This window comes from Stenotrophomonas sp. WZN-1 (genome assembly GCF_002192255.1).
Taxonomy (GTDB): domain Bacteria; phylum Pseudomonadota; class Gammaproteobacteria; order Xanthomonadales; family Xanthomonadaceae; genus Stenotrophomonas.
This window is the reverse complement of record NZ_CP021768.1, coordinates 43,839-59,651: the sequence shown is the minus strand read 5'-3', so window position 1 is coordinate 59,651 and position 15,813 is coordinate 43,839. Positions and strand designations below refer to the sequence as shown.

General features: G+C 68.0%; 13 protein-coding genes. 3 read left to right on the top strand and 10 right to left on the bottom strand.

The genetic code is table 11. From position 1 onward, the window contains the following. Positions 1-41 precede the first annotated feature (41 nt). The 5 genes from plsB to CCR98_RS00245 all read right to left on the bottom strand — a co-directional run bounded on the left by plsB (position 42) and on the right by CCR98_RS00245 (position 6,597). A complete protein-coding gene (gene plsB, locus CCR98_RS00265; protein ID WP_087921072.1) occupies positions 42-2,678 on the bottom strand; it encodes a glycerol-3-phosphate 1-O-acyltransferase PlsB in 2,637 nt (878 codons plus the stop codon). After that, positions 2,678-3,631, bottom strand: coding sequence for a hypothetical protein (locus CCR98_RS00260; protein WP_087921071.1), 954 nt, complete (start codon positions 3,629-3,631; stop codon positions 2,678-2,680). Before CCR98_RS00260 ends, plsB begins: the two co-directional genes overlap by 1 nt. Before the next feature lie 280 nt (positions 3,632-3,911). After that, positions 3,912-4,733, bottom strand: coding sequence for a serine protease (locus CCR98_RS00255; RefSeq protein WP_087921070.1), 822 nt, complete (start codon positions 4,731-4,733; stop codon positions 3,912-3,914). A gap of 218 nt (positions 4,734-4,951) precedes the next feature. Continuing rightward, positions 4,952-5,677, bottom strand: a complete 726-nt coding sequence (pyrF, locus tag CCR98_RS00250) for an orotidine-5'-phosphate decarboxylase (protein ID WP_087921069.1) — start codon at positions 5,675-5,677, stop codon at positions 4,952-4,954. Then, a complete protein-coding gene (locus tag CCR98_RS00245; RefSeq protein ID WP_087921068.1) occupies positions 5,674-6,597 on the bottom strand; it encodes a 5'-nucleotidase, lipoprotein e(P4) family in 924 nt (307 codons plus the stop codon). Before CCR98_RS00245 ends, pyrF begins: the two co-directional genes overlap by 4 nt. Positions 6,598-6,698: 101 nt before the next feature. Here CCR98_RS00245 and CCR98_RS00240 point away from each other — a divergent pair, with 101 nt between their 5' ends. Then, positions 6,699-7,352: a DUF480 domain-containing protein gene (locus CCR98_RS00240; RefSeq protein ID WP_087921067.1), complete on the top strand. Its 654-nt coding sequence runs from the start codon at positions 6,699-6,701 to the stop codon at positions 7,350-7,352. Positions 7,353-7,423: 71 nt separating this feature from the next. Here the strand turns inward: CCR98_RS00240 and CCR98_RS00235 are convergent, their stop codons facing one another. Together CCR98_RS00235 and CCR98_RS00230 are read right to left on the bottom strand one after the other, a co-directional pair. Beyond that, a complete protein-coding gene (locus CCR98_RS00235) occupies positions 7,424-7,948 on the bottom strand; it encodes a GNAT family N-acetyltransferase (RefSeq protein WP_087921066.1) in 525 nt (174 codons plus the stop codon). Between the two features lie 257 nt (positions 7,949-8,205). Beyond that, positions 8,206-10,182, bottom strand: a complete 1,977-nt coding sequence (locus CCR98_RS00230; protein WP_087921065.1) for a UvrD-helicase domain-containing protein — start codon at positions 10,180-10,182, stop codon at positions 8,206-8,208. Positions 10,183-10,281: 99 nt separating this feature from the next. Between CCR98_RS00230 and CCR98_RS00225 the strand changes: the two genes are divergently transcribed. Next, complete coding sequence (locus tag CCR98_RS00225; protein ID WP_087921064.1) at positions 10,282-10,953, top strand: SEL1-like repeat protein; 672 nt, start codon at positions 10,282-10,284, stop codon at positions 10,951-10,953. 261 nt (positions 10,954-11,214) lie between these two features. Next, the gene (locus CCR98_RS00220) at positions 11,215-11,835 is read left to right on the top strand and encodes a thymidine kinase (RefSeq protein WP_008264720.1); all 621 of its coding nucleotides are present in this window, start codon (positions 11,215-11,217) and stop codon (positions 11,833-11,835) included. A 483-nt stretch (positions 11,836-12,318) separates the two neighbouring features. Here CCR98_RS00220 and CCR98_RS00215 read toward each other — a convergent pair whose 3' ends face one another. The 3 genes from CCR98_RS00215 to CCR98_RS00205 form a co-directional block, all read right to left on the bottom strand. Further along, the gene (locus CCR98_RS00215) at positions 12,319-13,923 is read right to left on the bottom strand and encodes a glucan biosynthesis protein D (protein WP_012509627.1); all 1,605 of its coding nucleotides are present in this window, start codon (positions 13,921-13,923) and stop codon (positions 12,319-12,321) included. A gap of 106 nt (positions 13,924-14,029) precedes the next feature. Next, positions 14,030-14,842 (bottom strand): bifunctional DNA-formamidopyrimidine glycosylase/DNA-(apurinic or apyrimidinic site) lyase, encoded by an 813-nt coding sequence (gene mutM, locus CCR98_RS00210; RefSeq protein WP_087921063.1) that lies wholly within the window; start codon positions 14,840-14,842, stop codon positions 14,030-14,032. Positions 14,843-14,918: 76 nt separating this feature from the next. Further along, positions 14,919-15,761: a hypothetical protein gene (locus CCR98_RS00205; protein ID WP_087921062.1), complete on the bottom strand. Its 843-nt coding sequence runs from the start codon at positions 15,759-15,761 to the stop codon at positions 14,919-14,921. Positions 15,762-15,813: the final 52 nt, after the last annotated feature.

Genomic DNA, 15,813 nt, shown 5'->3' with positions numbered 1-15,813 from the left:
TGGTTTGCATGCCGTTCGCCGGGCAGGGCCCGGCGCTACCCTCAATCCTGCGGCGCAGGCTCGTCCGGGCGTGCCGCTTCCGGGCTGACCCGTTCGATGGTGTGGCGCAGTTCACGGCCGAGGATGAACTTGGCATCCTTGGCCCACGCATCCAGGCGATCGTCGAACAGCAGCTTGCTGTTCTCGTCCGGCCACACCAGGCGCAGCTCGCGCAGCTTCTGGATGAAGCCCCGGAACAGCGACTTGTCGAAGAACTCCGGCGCGGCCGGTGCGTAGAGCAGGCTCAGCCGCTGCGCGGCCTGCTGGCACAGGCTTTCCAGTTCGGCGGTACCGAGCACGCCGGGGCCGTTCTTCACCAGCACCGAGATGGCGATGTAATAGCGCTCGAAGGCCTGCTGCAGCGAATGGCCGATCGCACGCAGGCGGAACACCTCGTCGGTCTGCCCCGTATTGCGCGCGAGGATGCCGCCGTCGTCTTCGTTGACGTTCTGCAGCAGCCCTTCGCGCACGAACACGTCGATGGTCTGGTCGATGCGCTGGGCGAACTCGTCCTCGCTCCACGGCAGGAAAAGTTCGGCCTGCAGGAACGGATACACCGTGCGGCCCAGCTGGACCAGGCCGGTACGGCTCATGCGGCGGTTGTTCTGGAAGCAGCAGGCCACCCACGACGATGCGGTGAACAGGTGCACCACATTGTTGCGGAAGTAGCTGAGCAGCACCGCGGTGTCGCCGCTGACGCTGAGCACATCGCCCAGCGGGTGCTTGATGCGGGTGAGGACGTTGATTTCCTCGGCGTGGGCGATGATCCGCTCCGGCGAGTGCGGGGTCACCGTCACCCGGTCCGAGTACGGCATCTCGACCAGCAGGGTCTTGCACAGTTCGATCTGCGCGATCAGGTCGGCCTCGCCCATCGCGTGCTTCGGCGTGGACAGCAGGGCCAGCGCCAGCAGGTTGATCGGATTGACGTCGGCGGCACCGTTGACGCGTACCTGGATGCGCTCGGCCAGCGTATCGACGGTGGTCGACAGCCACGACGGCTTCTCGTCCTCCGGCACCGCTTCGCCGCCCCACTCCGGCGCCTTCTCGGCCAGCACGTCGTTCAGCGCGATCGGCTCACCGAAGTTCACCACCACCTGGCCGTAGTTCTGCTTGAGCACCTTGGGGATGCCCCACAACAGCGACCAGATCGATTCCTTTTCCTTCGGCCGGCCGGACAGTTCGTCCAGGTAGCTGCCGCCTTCCATCAGCTTCTCGTAGCCGATGTAGATGGGCTGGAACAGCACCGGCTTGCGCGGCTGGCGCAGGAACGCGCGCAGCGTCATCGAGATCATGCCGCCCTTGGGCTGCAGCAGGCGGCCGGTACGCGAGCGGCCACCTTCGACGAAGTACTCCAGAGAATACCCACCGGCCACCAGCTGCGCGACGTATTCGCTGAGCACCGCCGAATACAACGCGTTGCCACGGATCGAGCGGCGGATGAAGAACGCACCGCCCTTGCGCAGCAGGGTGCCGACCACCGGCAGGTTCAGGTTGATGCCGGCCACGATGTGCGGCGGCACGATGCCACGGTCGTACAGCAGGTACGACAGCAGCAGGTAGTCCATGTGGCTGCGGTGGCTGGGCACGTAGACCACTTCGTGGCCCGGCGCGGCGGCCTTGAACTTGTCCAGGTGGTGCACCAGCACGCCCGCATAGATGCGGTTCCACACGTGGCTGAGCATGAAGCTGGCCGAGCGCACCACCGGGCTGGAGTAATCCGCGGCGATTTCCCAGGCGTAGGCGTGTGCCTTCTTCCAGGCATCGGCCGGCTTCGAATTGTCGCGCTTGGCCTGTGCGGCGATCGCTTCGCGCACCGGTTCGGCGGCCAACACCTGGTCCACCAGCAGGCGCCGCGTCGACAGGTCGGGGCCGATCACCGATTCACGGATGCGGCGGAAATGGGTACGCAGCACGCGCTGCAGCTTGCGCACCGTGCGCTCCGGCTCCAGGCCTTCGTCCACGGTGCTGCGCAGCGAGATCGGCGGGGCGAAGCGGACGATGGTGCTGCGGCCGTTGAGCAGCACCGCCAGCAGGCGGCGGAAGCGGCCGACCAGCGCCCAGTTTTCCGAGAACAGTACCGCGAACCAGCCGCTCTGCTTGTCCGGGGCGCGGCCGACGAAGATCGACACCGGCACCAGGTGCACGTCCAGGTCATCGCGCACGCGATGGGCCTGCAGCACCTTGGCCAGCGAATCGGAGTGGGTCTTGGCGCCGCGCTGCTCGGGAATCAGCGAGTTGCTGGAGCTGCGCCGCGACAGCGCCAGGTAGGCACGCTTGCGGCCGGTCGGGTCACCGGCCAGCGGCACCAGCGGCGACGGCAGGCCGGCCTGGCGGCAGGCCTTGTCCAGGATCAGCGCATTGGACAGGCCGTAGTCCTCCAGCACGTACATGACGGGGCGGCCATCGTTGTACTGGCCCGGGTCTTCCGGTTCGATCTTCAGCGACAGCCACGGCTCGACCAGGCGGCCGAGCAGGCGAGCCCACAGCGGGCGGCGGCCCGCCGGACGCGCGTGCGCGGGCGGCGGTACCGGGTTCGGGCCGGTACCGGTCGAGGGGGACGCCGGCACCGTATCGGCGGGCGTCGACTGGGATTCTTCGCCGGGGAACGGCAGCGGGTTCTGTTTCGACATCGGCGCCATTATGGCTTAGGCGGCGGCGTTGCCGCTTCCCCACCCTCGGCGGGGTCTTCAGCCGGTGCAGGCGACGTAGCCGCGCGGGCCGCGTCGGCCTTGCGCAGCAGCGCGTCGGTGTCGGCCAGGGTGCGGGTCAGGTACCAGTGGCCCTCGCGGCGGCTCAGCGGCAGCTGCAGGGTCATCTCACGCCCCGCCAGGTCGTAGTGCAGGCGCACCAGCGCATTGTCGCCCTCCACCGAGAGCAGTTCACCGCGCACGCTGCGCAGCGCATCGTCCACGCCCAGCCCGTAGCTGCCCAGCACCGCCTTGAGGGTATGGATGAACGGCGCCAGCTGCTGCAGGCTGCCTTCCATGCCCGCGGCCTGCAGGCCAGCCTCGTCATCGAAACCGACCTTGCCGGCCGCGCCGACCAGCGCGGCGATGGTGCTGCGTGCACGGGCGCGGTCACTGATCGGCGCACCCTGCGCCCAAACGGCAAGGGTTTCCACCAGGGCGATGTAATGGGCCTGCTGGCCGGGTGTGTAGCCCTTCTGATGGCGCAGGTACTGCACACCGAAGTTGCCCATCGACTGCGCGGCCTGGCGTACGGCGCTGGCCTGGCCGGCCAGCTGGCGGTCGAAGCTGCGCTGCAGTTGGGCGCTGGCATCGGGCTTGCGCAGCGCGGCCAGCATCGGCAGCAGCTGGTCCCCCAGCGGCAGCTCGGTCAGCGGCCACTGGCTGTGTCCTTCCGCCCAGGCCTGCTGCAGCCGCTGGTACTGGCCCGGCGGTACCGACAGCTTGGCGTAGCCGACCAGATCATCTTCGGCCAGGCGCAACGCCATCGCCTGCACCGCAGCCACCGGCTCGGCCGCCGGCCTGGCCGGATCGTTGGCAGACTCGCGGCATGCCGCCACGGCCAGCAGCAGCATGGCCGCCAGCCCCCATCCACGCGCAGACCTTCCTCGCACCGCCACGCTCATGCAATCGGACTCCCCGGACCGGCCCGCATCTTGCGGCCTGCGGCGTGACAGCGGCAAGCCGCGCGGTCACGGTTTCCGGCATTGCCAGCACAAACCATTGATCGGCATAAAAAAAGAGCCCGGATCACGAGGATCACAGGCTCTTCAAACCGGCACGGGGCCGGAGGACAGTGTTGTGGCACATGTCCGGTCCGAGGACCGGATGGCGGCGATCCTACGCTGCCCTTCAAGTTAAGGCAACACTTCACGTAATGTGATGTATGTATTTGATTTTATTGAATCAATCGCCCTGCCAAACAGATTCAATGAAATCTACGGCGTGTTTCTCGGCGATTCGGGCATAAACGCCCGGGTAGCCGGCCAGCGCGCAACCCTCGCCCCAGCTGACGATGCCGAACTGGGTCCAGCCGTCACGCAGGCGCAGCAGCAAGGGGCCTCCGGAATCGGCCTGGCAGCTGTCCATGCCCTCGCGGCCAGCGCAGATCACCTTGCCGCGCGACAACTCGCCGCCATAGGCCTGCTGGCACTGCTCGAACGGTACGAATGGCACCTGCACGGCCTGCAGCTGGGTCGGGTAGACCCGGCCTTCGCCGATGTCGGTGTCCCCCCAGCCGATCACCGTGAATTCGCGGCCCGGCTTGAGATGACTGGCGTCGGGCCGCAGCCGCAGTGCCACCGGCTGTACACCGTCCACGGGTGTGCTGAGCTGGATCAGGGCCACGTCGTGCTCCAGCGAATTACCGCTGTTGAATGCCGGATGGACGTGGATCGCCTTGACGTTGGAGGTGCGGGGCGAGGCTTCAGTAGACAGGGCAGTGGCATTGCCGACAACGGCGATGCCGCCAGGCGATTCCCCCTGCATGCAGTGCGCGGCCGTCAACACCCACGAAGGTGAGATGAGGGTGCCCCCGCAGAAGTGGCGGTCATGATCCGAATCGCCGCCGGAGGTGCCCTGGATGCTGACCATGAACGGGTACTCACCGACCGGGGCCGCTTCACCGCCAATGATGCGCGGTGCTTCGCGAACCTGCGGCGCAGCGATGGCGGGTACGGCAGATGCGGCCAACAGCAGGCCGATGAACAAAGAGGTGCTGCGATACATATCCCTGTACTCCTCTATCGATGGTTGGAACCGGCACGGCCGCGGTCCGTGCCGGTGCATCGATTGAGGAGCAGTGGTGAGGCCCACAGCGCGAACGCCCGCACAGTTCCGGTGCATTGCGCTGCCTGCGACAGGCACAGACCCACAAATGCGAACGCCATCCCGCATGGATCGGGATGGCGTTCGAAGTGCCGGCGTGACCGGCGTCGGCGCTGGGCTCAGCGTGCAGCCAGAGCCGACGCGATCTCCTGCTGGATCGCCCGCGCTGCGGCCTGTGGATCGGCCGCCAGGCGGATCGGGCGGCCGACCACGATGGCATCGGCGCCATCGGCAAAGGCCTGCGCCACGCCAACGGTACGCTTCTGGTCATCGCCGACCGGGCCACCGGGTCGGATGCCCGGGCAGACGATCGAGAACCCGGCGCCGGTAGCGGCACGGATCGGGCCGGCTTCCTGGCCCGACGCGATCACGCCGTCGATGCCGGCGGCCTGGGCGGCCAGTGCACGCTCGACCACCACGTCCACCGGCTCGCGGTCGATACCCATCTGCGCCAGGTCGGGGCGGCCCATCGAGGTCAGCACGGTCACCGCCAGCAGGCGCATGTCGCTGCCGTTGGCGGCAGCGCAGGCCTCCATCATCGCCGGGTGCCAGCCATGGATGGTGGCGTAGCTGACCGGCCACTGCGACAGGCGCTTGATCACCGCCGCAGCGGTGGCCGGGATGTCGAAGAACTTCAGGTCGACGAACACGCGCTTGTCGCGGCGGGCCAGTTCATCGAGCACCTGGAAGTACTCGCCGGAGGCGAGCAGTTCCATGCCGATCTTGTAGAACGCCACGCTGTCACCGAGGCGGTCGACCCACTCCAGTGCCTGCGCGCGGTCGGGTACGTCCAGCGCGAAGATCAGGCGCTCGTCATCGCGCAGCGGCAGCGGCGCGCGGCTCACGGCGCGTAGTCCAGCGCAGCGCGCTTGGCGTCGTGGCGGGCCTGGCGCGACTGGCTGTAGTCGTTGTTGAACTGTGCCGGCTCGAAGCCGCCGTAGGTCGGGTTCGGCAGCATCCACCAGCGCTCGCCGAACCAGTCGTGGTACTGCTGCAGCAGCGCGTCGCGACCGTCGTTGGTGTTGGCGGTCACTTCCACGAAGTCACCCAGCTGGTCGCCGAACTGCATCAGCACGCGGTACTTCTGCCCGGCCAGGCGGCGGCGGCAGTTCTTCTCGCTGCCGTTCTGCTCGCAACCCGGCACCACCGTGCCCAGGCCGAGGAACACGCTGTCGTCGGCCACCGGCAGGCCCTGCTCGCGCAGGTTGGCCAGGGTCGCGTCCTTCAGGTGCACGGCGCGGTTGGAGATGTACAGCAGGGTCACGCCCTTGGCATTGGCGGCCTTGGCGAAATCGACCACGCCCGGAATGGCCTTGGCCTTCTTTTCGGCCACCCACTGGTCCCAGGTCAGCTCGTCGTATTCCTTGCCATCGCGCACCAGGCGCGCCTGGTAGGGCGAGTTGTCCAGCACGGTCTCGTCCACGTCCAGCACCACGGCCGGCTTCAGGCCCTTGGCCTCGTTGCCGCGCTCTTCCGGTACCAGTGCGTCCCAGTGGGCTTCCTTCAGCGCCGCATCCAGGTGGTCGGCGGCAGCACGGTAGGTCTGCTCGGTGATCGCCTTGTACTCCTGCGCGCGCTGCATCCACAGCACCGCGTTGAGGTTGTCGTTGGCGGTGGCATCAAGTGCGCCATCGGCCTTGGCGGCAGCGGCCGGGGTCTGCGCGGCAGCGGCTTCGGCGGCAGGCGCCTCCACGCGCTTGCAGGCGGACAGGCCCAGCGCCGCGGTGGCGAGCAGGGTCAGGGACAGGGAAACGGGACGACGCATGGGTTCACCGGCAATCAGATATACCGGCACATTTTACCGGCAAAGCCGGCCCCGGGACGGCTATGCTTGGCGGTTGACCCGTTGCCCTTCCGGAGGCCGCCATGACCGATTCCGCCCAGACCCCCGACGTCCCCCTGCTCGACGCCGTGCAGGCCCGCCTGCTGGGCTGCCTGGTGGAGAAGGAGGCGACCACCCCGGATACCTACCCGCTGACGGTCAACGCGGCGCAGTCGGCCGCCAACCAGAAGACCGCCCGCGAGCCGGTGATGAACGTCGATGCCGGCAGCGTGCAGCACGCCCTGCGCCAGCTGGAGACGCTGGGCCTGGCCCGCCAGCACTTCTCGTCCCGCGCCGACCGCTACGAGCACCGCCTGCAGGCCGCGCTGGACCTGACCCGGCAGCAGACCGTGCTGCTGGCGATGTTGCTGCTGCGCGGGCCGCAGACGCTGGGCGAGCTGGTGACGCGCAGCGAACGCCTGCACCGCTTCGCCGACACCGACGAAGCCCGCCACGCCATCGAGCGCCTGCAGCAGCGCGCGCTGCTGGTGGTGCTGCCGCGCGCCAGCGGCCAGCGCGAAGACCGCTACATGCACCTGCTGTGCGGCGAGGTGGATGGCGCGGCACTGGCGGCGAAGTACGCCGGCAGCGGTGGGGGCAGCGAGGCCGCCGACCCGGGCCTGGCCGAGCGCGTGGCACAGCTGGAAGCGGCCGTGGCCGAGCTTCAGGCGCAGCTGGCCGAGCTGCGCGGCACCTGAGGGGGTAGGTGCCGACCGTTGGTCGGCACTGCATTTGAATCGTGCCGACCATCGGTCGGCACCCACCACGATCAAACCTCGGCCGCGCCCGGCGTGGCATACAGCCGGCTCGGGCTGTCCACGCCCGGCAGCTGGATCACCCCGCGTTCCTGCATGCCCAGGCCCAGCAGGATCTTCCCGGACACCACGTTGTCCAGGTCGGTGATGCCATACAGATCCACGATGCCCAGCTCCGCACGTGCATGCGCGAACACCGCCCGCGCCGCCTCGCCGGCATAGCCCTGCCCGGCGAATTCAGACAGCACCGCGTAACCGATATCCGGCCCCGGCAGCCCATCACGCCGCACCAGCCCGGCATTGCCCAGCCACGCGCCATCGGCCAAGCGCTCGATCGCATACATGCCGAACCCGTTCAACGCGTAGCTGTGCAGCACCCGCAGCGCGATGTACTCACGCGCCTGTTCTTCACTGCGCACGTTGCGGTCACCGATGAAGCGCACGAAGCCCGGATCGTTGAGCAGCGCCAGCATCGGCGCCGCATCGCGGTCAGGTTCGATCGCACGCAGGCGCAGGCGTTCGCTTTCGATGGGATGCACGCGCAGACCTCCAGCCGAAAGCCCGATTCTGCCTCAACCCCGGCTGCTGCTTTTGATTTTCTTTGCATTGCCGTGGATGGAAGCGCCCGGAATCTGTCAGAGGCCGGGCGGATGGGCCGCGCAGGGGCGTGAGCCGCATGGATGCGGCGACCGAGCTTACAGGGACGTACTTGCAGCGCCCCCTGCGTGGCCCATCCACCCGGCCCACCCCGGATACTGCCGCGTCATTCACGGAGGGGCGGCGCCGTTGGAGCGCCCTAGTCGAACAACGCCTCGATCGCCGCCAGCCCCGCCGTCGCCCGCTCCTTCTTGCGCGCCGCATCGGCCACCGGGTCCGCACCATCGCGCTGGATCTCCTCGGCCGGAATCTCCTCGAAGAACCGGCTCGGCTTCAACCGCACGTGCTCGCCGAACTTGCGGGTCAGCTTGCTGTAACTCATCCACAGCTGGATCTTGGCGCGGGTGATGCCCACGTACAGCAGGCGGCGCTCTTCCTGCAGATTGCCCTCGTCCAGGCTGACCTGGTGGGGCAGCACGCCATCCTCGCAGCCGACGATGAACACGTACGGGAACTCCAGGCCCTTGGAAGCGTGCATGGTCATCATGCGCACCTGGTTGCCGCCCTCGTCCTTGTCGCTGCGCGACAGCAGCGCCAGCTGGCCGGCCAGGTCGGCGGCGGTGGCACCACGCGGGCCGCCCTCGAACCATTGCGCCAGTTCCTCGATGTTGTTGGCACGGCGCTGGTAACTCGCCTCTTCCTTGGCCTGTTGGCGAAGTTCGCTGAGCAGGCCCGACTCCTTGGCCACCTTGCGGATCATGTCGCCGGAACTGATCTGCCGGGTCTGCGCGCGCAGGTCGCGCAGGATGTCGGTGAAGCGCGCCAGGCTGTTGGCCGCGCGCGGTGGCAACTGCTGCAGGGCACCGATGGTTTCGGCCACATGGGCCATCGGCATGTCCTTTTCCTGGGCCAGCTCGGCCAGCTTGGCCAGGGTGCCGGCACCGACGTCGCGCTTGGGTGACTGCACCGCACGCATGAACGCGGTGTCATCGTCCGGGTTTACCAGCAGCCGCAGCCAGGCCAGCGTGTCCTTCACTTCCTGGCGCTCCAGGAACATCGTGCCGCCGGTCAGGTGGTAGGGAATGCGCAGCAGCTGCATCGCCTTTTCCAGCGGGCGCGACTGGAAGTTGCCGCGGAACAGGATGCAGAAGTCACTCCACGGCACGTTGCGCGACTGCGCCACAAAGGCGATCTCGGCGGCGACCTTCTCCGCTTCATGCTCGCTGTTGCGGCACTCCCATACACGGATACGTTCGCCGTCGGCCTGGTCGCTCCACAGCTTCTTCAGGTGCTCGTGCGGGTTGTTGGCGATCAGCGCATTGGCCGCGCGCAGCACGCGGTTGGAGCAGCGGTAGTTCTGCTCCAGCTTGATGATCTCCAGTGCGGGGTAATCACGCCCCATCTGCTGCAGGTTTTCCGGGTTGGCGCCGCGCCAGGCGTAGATCGACTGGTCATCGTCGCCGACGCAGGTGAAGTTGCCCTTCTCACCGGCCAGCTGCTTGAGCAGGCGGTACTGCGCGTCGTTGGTGTCCTGGCATTCGTCCACCAGCAGGTAGCCGATGCGCTCGCGCCAGGCCAGGGCGATCTCCGGGTTCTCTTCCAGGATCTGCACCGGCAGACGGATCAGGTCGTCGAAGTCGACCGCATTGAACGCAGTCAACCGCAGCTGGTAGCGCTCGTAGACGCTGGCCGCTTCCTTCTCGCGGTTGCTGCGCGCGGCGGCCATCGCCTGCTCGGGCGAGAGGCCGGCGTTCTTCGCGCGCGACACCAGGTTCTTCATGTCCTCGATGTCATCGGGCTTGGCGCCGTACATCAGGTCCTTGATCTGCGCGGCGGCATCGTCGGCATCGAAGATCGAGAAACCGCGCTTCAGGCCCACGGCGGCATGTTCGATCTGCAGGAACTTCAGGCCCAGCGCATGGAACGTGCAGATGGTCACCTCGTCGGCGTCCTGCTCACGCAGGCGCTTGGCCACGCGCTCGCGCATTTCCTTGGCCGACTTGTTGGTGAAGGTGATCGCGGCGATGCGGCGGGCCGGGTAGCGGCCACAGCCGATCAGGTGGGCGATCTTCTCCACGATCACGCGCGTCTTGCCGCTGCCGGCGCCGGCGAGCACCAGCAACGGGCCTTCGATGTGCAGGACCGCAGCAGCTTGGGGAGGATTGAGACCGTGCATGGGGACAGGATTGTAGCGGGGTGCCGGCAGGCCCACCTGACTTGCATGGCGCCCGCCCGTAAGGTATTGAATCGGCACCGGAACACAGGAGCGTGGTCCATGTCCTCGACTGTCATCGCCCGTCTACTTGCGGCCGTCCTGCTGGGCCTGCTGGCCATGCCGGCGGCCGGGTCCGGCCCGCCGCCGCGCACGGATGCCTATGAAACGATCGTGCTGCAGTCGCACGAGTTCCTCGTCTACCACCCGGACCTGCGCTTCCGCCAGCTGGGCATGGAGGCCCGCAAACGGGGCCGCGACGAAGAAGCCCGCAACAACTTCCGCAATGCCGCGCGCTATGGCGACAAGCTGTCACAGGCGGCGCTGGCCGACATGCTGTGGAACGGTCAAGGCGGCCCCGCCGACCGCGCCCTGGGCTATGCGTGGATGGACCTGGCGGCCGAGCGCGGCACCGAATGGCTGGTGGCACAGCGCGAACGCTTCTGGGAGGCGCTGTCGGCGGACGAACGCGAGCGCGCGGTGCGCGAGGGCCGCACGCTGTACGCCGAGTTCGGCGACCCCGCCGCCACGCCGCGGCTGGAACGCGAACTGCGCGCCGGCAGCATGCAGCAGACCGGCAGCCGCGCCGGCTGGAGCGGCGCCATGCGCAGCCAGGGCCGCGGCGATGCGGGATCCCGCGTGCTGCAACCGGAGAAGCACCAGCTCGCCCGTTACTGGGACCCGGTGGCCTACCGGCAATGGCAGGACGAAGAACTGGCCAGATCCGGGCGATGAACCTCGCCTGCCGGGCCATCGGGGCCTTCGTGCTGGGGCTGCTGGCACCGGCTGGTTGCGGCGCAGCGGCATCGGGTACTGGCCGAAGGCCAGCCGGCCGGTCACCGGCGATGACTACTACCACGGCGCCTTCGGGAAACCGGCCGCCTGCTTCGGCCTGCAGGAGCAGACCTGGCAGAACACCGGCTACCGCCCAGCATCGAGATCTGCGCTCCCAGGCAGATCCGCGACGGCGGGCCGGGCGGCGACTAGAATTGGACGATGGCCAAGCTCTACTTCTACTACTCGGCGATGAACGCCGGCAAGACCACCACCCTGCTGCAGAGCGCACACAACTACCGCGAGCGCGGCATGCGGGTGGCGATCCTGACCCCGCGCCTGGACGACCGTGCCGGCGCCGGCGTGGTCGCCTCGCGGATCGGCCTGCGTGCCGATGGCATGGCCTTCGACCGCGACACCGACCTGCAGCGGTGGGTGGAACAGGATCTGGCAGCCAACGGCCCCATGGGCTGCGTGCTGGTGGATGAGGCGCAGTTCCTGACCCGCGCCCAGGTCTGGCAGCTCAGCGAGGTGGTCGACCAGCTGCGCATTCCGGTGCTGTGCTACGGGCTGCGCACCGACTTCCGCGGCGAGCTGTTCGAAGGCAGCCAGTACCTGCTGGCCTGGGCCGACGAGATGCAGGAGATCAAGACCATCTGCCACAGCGGCAAGAAGGCGACGATGACCGTGCGCGTGGACGAGCATGGGCACGCGGTGCAGGACGGCCCGCAGGTGGAGATCGGCGGCAACGACCGCTACGTGTCGGTCAGCCGTGCCGAGTTCAAGAAGATCACCCGCGGCGAAGGGCGTATCGATCCGGCGCAGGCACCCCTGCCGCTATAAGGGGTGTTCTTTTGCAGGGCTTGCGGCCCTGCACCTGCTCAACGCAACAGCAACAGCGAAAGCTGGCATTCCGTGGGATGGCGGGGCGGTGTGGGCTTGCAGGACACGCCGTAAACCCGTCCCTGGGGGCTCGATGGCGCCATCCATGGCGCCAACGGTCCTGCAAGCCCACACCGCCCCACCTCTGACAGATCCCCACGACTGTTGGTAGGTGTCGACCTTGGTCGACACATGTGTCAGATATCGAAATAGATCCGACCCCACGAGCTGTTCCGACAGATCGCAGAAATCTGTCGAAGGCGGGGTGGGTCCGGTGGCGGGAGTGTCCGCGGCATGGATGCCGCGGCCAAGCCCCCAGGGATGGGTTTACGGCGTCTCCCGCCACCGGACCCACCCCGCCATCCCACGGAATGCCCGCTTTTGACGTTGACGTTGACGTCAGCAGGTGCAGGGCTGCAAGCCCTGCAAACCCACCACCCCCTCTTAATACAGCGTGCGCTCCGGCGCGCCCGCCGGCGGCGGGGTGTACTGGTACAGCCAGGTTTCCGTAAGCGTCTTGCCACCACTGCGCAGGAACAGGCGGATGTCGATCTGCTCGGTGCTGCCTTCCGGCGGCACCAGGTCGAACATCGCGCGATAGCCGTTGATCTCGCGCAGCGGGCGCGCCGACACGATCTCGACCCGGCCACGGCTGGCTTCCACCACTGCTTCAACCTCGCCCTTGTCGATCAGCCTGGCCAGTTCGCCGCCTTCGAAGTCCACCGCGAAGCGCCAGCTGAAATACTCACGCTTCTTGCCGACCACGCCACCCAGGCCGGTGCGGCTGGCCACGCAGTGCGCCAGCGGCGGCCGCGCCGGCGGTTCGGCGCCCCAGTACAGGCGGTAACCGACCAGCAGCTCTTGGCCCGGCTGCGGCTTTTCCTTCGGGTTCCAGAACGCCACGATGTTGTCGAAGGTCTCGTCCACGGTGGGAATCTCCACCAGCTGCACCGAGCCCTCGCCCCATTCGCCCTTCGGCTCCACCCACAGGCACGGGCGCTTCTCGTAGAACACGCCATCGTCCTGGTAGTGGTCGAAGTTGCGGTCGCGCTGCAGCAGGCCGAAACCACGCGGGTTGCGGTCCACGAACATGTTGAAGCGCAGGTTGCGCGGGTTCAGCAGCGGGCGCCAGATCCATTCGCCGGCACCGGTCCACAGCGACAGGCCATCGGTATCGTGGATCTCCGGGCGCCAGTCCCATGCCATGCGGCGGTCGTTCTCGCCCACCTGGTACATGCTGGTGCACGGCGCGATGCCCAGCCGCTCGATCGCCTTGCGCGGGTACAGCGCGCTGTCGATGTCCATCAGCAGCACGTCGCCATTGGTGATGGCGAAGCGGTACGCACCGGCCACGCTGGGCGAATCCAGCAGGCCGTAGACCACGATCGTCTCCGAATCGGCCGACGGCTGTTCCAGGTAGTAGGCGATGAAATCCGGAAATTCCTCCGGCTTGCCCATGCCGGTGTCGATCGCCAGGCCGCGCGCGGACTGGCCGTACTGGCCCTCCTTGCCGACCGCGCGGAAGTAGCTGGCGCCGAGGAAGGCGGCGAAGTCGCGGTCGGTGTCCTTGCGGGTGTTCAGGCGGAATCCGGCGAAGCCGAGGTCGGCCGGCAGCTCGCCGTCCTTGATGCCGCTCTTGCCGTAGTTGAACGCCGCGCCGTCATAGGCCAGCTCCTGCGCCTTGCCGTCGACCACGTCGAACATGCGTACCGGCGAATGGAAGTACAGGCCCAGGTGGAAGAACTTGGCCTGGAACTTGCCCGGCTGGTCAGCCCACAGCGCATGGTCCTGCCGGTAGCCGATCGACTGGTACTGGTCCCAGTCCAGTCCCTCCAGGCGGCCCGGCAGCACCCGCTTGTGGCTCTTGTAGGGCGCCTGCGCCAGCGCGCGCGCCTGGCCCTTCAGGGTGGCGAAGTCGAACGGCTGCGGCTGGCCGAGGCGGCGCAGGCCCATCTGGCCGCTCTTGCTGGCCGCGCACGCGGGCAGGGACGGCAGGCCGAATGCAGCCAGGGCGAGGGAGGCATTGCGGATGAAGTCGCGTCGTTGCATGCAGGCGCGTCAGGCACAGGGAGGAAGGTCGGCCATCATAGGCAGACAAACGTTAACGGGCAGCGGAGACGCGCCCTGCCCGTTCAGCTGCCGCTGGCGGCCCGGCTCAGCGCTGGCAGTGGCTGCACCAGACGCTGGCACGCTGGCCGATGGTGGCGTGCTTCAGCGCGCGGCCGCAGTTCGGGCAGGGCATCCCGTCACGGCCGTACACCAGCAGCTCCTGTTCGAAGTAGCCCGGCGCGCCATCGGGGCTGATGAAATCGCGCAGGGTGGTGCCACCGCGGGTGATGGCGTAGCCCAGGATCTCCTTCACCGCGTCGGACAGCCGCTGGTAGCGTTCGCGCGAGATCTTTCCCGCCTCGCGCAGCGGACTGATGCCGGCCTTGAACAGGCTCTCGGCGGCGTAGATGTTGCCGACGCCCACCACCACCGCCTGGTCCATCAGGAAGGTCTTCACCGGCGCGCTGCGGCCACGGCTGCGGGCGAACAGGTAGTCGCCGTCGAACGCGTCGTCCAGCGGTTCCGGGCCCAGCCCCTGCAGCAGCGGGTGGATCTCACCGGCCGGCTGCCACAGCAGGCTGCCGAAGCGGCGTGGGTCGTTGAAGCGCAGCAGTCGGCCGTTGTCCAGGCTGATGTCGACGTGGTCGTGCGCGCGCAGCGGAGTGTCACCGGGCAGCACGCGCAGGCTGCCGGACATGCCCAGGTGCAGCACCGCGCTGCCGATGGCGGTATCCAGCAGCAGGTACTTGGCGCGCCGCCGGATGTCCTCGATGCGCTGCCCAGGCAGCAGCTCGGCCACTTCCGGTGGAATCGGCCAGCGCAGGTCGGCGCGGCGCAGGATCACCCCGTGCACGCGGCGGCCCTGCAGATGCGGCGCCAGGCCGCGGCGGGTAGTTTCGACTTCGGGCAGTTCAGGCATGCAGGGATTCTATCCCTGCTCTGCCGCCGGCACCTGGCCGTCGATGCCGGGGAATGATCCCCGGCATCGACCGGTATCAGGCGTCCTGTCCGGCGCGCGCAGGCTCCGCCGGGACCGGTGCCGCAGCGGCGGAACGGTCCGGGAACAGCGACGGCAGCGTTTCCACGAACCGGGCCAGGCACTGGTCGCTGTAGCGCTCGGCCGTCTGCTTGACCAAGGCGTAGTGGTCGGCCTGCCAGGCTTCCAGGGGCGCGGCCACCGGTGCGTCGACCTGGCATTGCACGCCTTCGCCACCGACCAGGCGCAACAGCTTGCGCGTATACGGGAAGCCGACGTGCTGGGTCTGGCGCAGCTCATACTGGGTATCGGCATCGCCCAGTTCCTTGTAGATCAGGGTGAAGCCATCGGCGGTGATCTGCACCGGCCGGACCTCTGCCGGCACAGCGCCCGGATGCGCGGTGAAGTACTCGGCCAGGCGCAGGCGCACCTGGTCCTGCAGGTAACCGAAGGCCGGGTTCGGAACGGTCTCCACCCGGGTTCCCTTCAGCTGGTCCTTCTTGAACGAACTGCCACCGAGCGTGCCGGAAAACAATGACACGGCCACCTGCGCGGCCACCAGCTTGCCGGTGGTGGAGCGCTGCACCAGGCGCAGCGTCTTGTCGCCAACCGGCTGGCCATCTGCGCCCATCTGCAGCTTCACGCTCAACGGCACCCGGGCCTCCCAGGCAGGCACCTCCGCCACGGTGGCCGCCGCCGTGTCTTCCACGACGGCGACAACGCCGGCATCAGCTGCGGGAACGTCTGCAGCCGTCGCCGTATCGGACGGGACGGTCGGGGGCGGCTCATTGGCCAGCACAGGCGCGGCGACGACGAGGCTGCCGAGCAGCGCGGCCGCCAGCAGCGGTAGGTTCGATTTCATGGGGGATCCTTGGGTCGTGTCGGGCCAATGCAGGCGATTCCGTTCAGCATCG

Bases quoted from the DNA above. Each gene is read 5' to 3' on its own strand.
- CCR98_RS00230 (WP_087921065.1), bottom strand. From the start codon at position 10,182: ATGCACGGTCTCAATCCTCCCCAAGCTGCTGCGGTCCTGCACATCGAA.
- CCR98_RS00255 (WP_087921070.1), bottom strand. From the start codon at position 4,733: ATGTATCGCAGCACCTCTTTGTTCATCGGCCTGCTGTTGGCCGCATCT.
- CCR98_RS00215 (WP_012509627.1), bottom strand. From the start codon at position 13,923: ATGCAACGACGCGACTTCATCCGCAATGCCTCCCTCGCCCTGGCTGCA.
- CCR98_RS00240 (WP_087921067.1), top strand. From the start codon at position 6,699: ATGACCGATTCCGCCCAGACCCCCGACGTCCCCCTGCTCGACGCCGTG.
- CCR98_RS00205 (WP_087921062.1), bottom strand. From the start codon at position 15,761: ATGAAATCGAACCTACCGCTGCTGGCGGCCGCGCTGCTCGGCAGCCTC.
- CCR98_RS00220 (WP_008264720.1), top strand. From the start codon at position 11,215: ATGGCCAAGCTCTACTTCTACTACTCGGCGATGAACGCCGGCAAGACC.
- mutM (WP_087921063.1), bottom strand. From the start codon at position 14,842: ATGCCTGAACTGCCCGAAGTCGAAACTACCCGCCGCGGCCTGGCGCCG.
- CCR98_RS00245 (WP_087921068.1), bottom strand. From the start codon at position 6,597: ATGCGTCGTCCCGTTTCCCTGTCCCTGACCCTGCTCGCCACCGCGGCG.
- CCR98_RS00260 (WP_087921071.1), bottom strand. From the start codon at position 3,631: ATGAGCGTGGCGGTGCGAGGAAGGTCTGCGCGTGGATGGGGGCTGGCG.
- plsB (WP_087921072.1), bottom strand. From the start codon at position 2,678: ATGGCGCCGATGTCGAAACAGAACCCGCTGCCGTTCCCCGGCGAAGAA.
- CCR98_RS00225 (WP_087921064.1), top strand. From the start codon at position 10,282: ATGTCCTCGACTGTCATCGCCCGTCTACTTGCGGCCGTCCTGCTGGGC.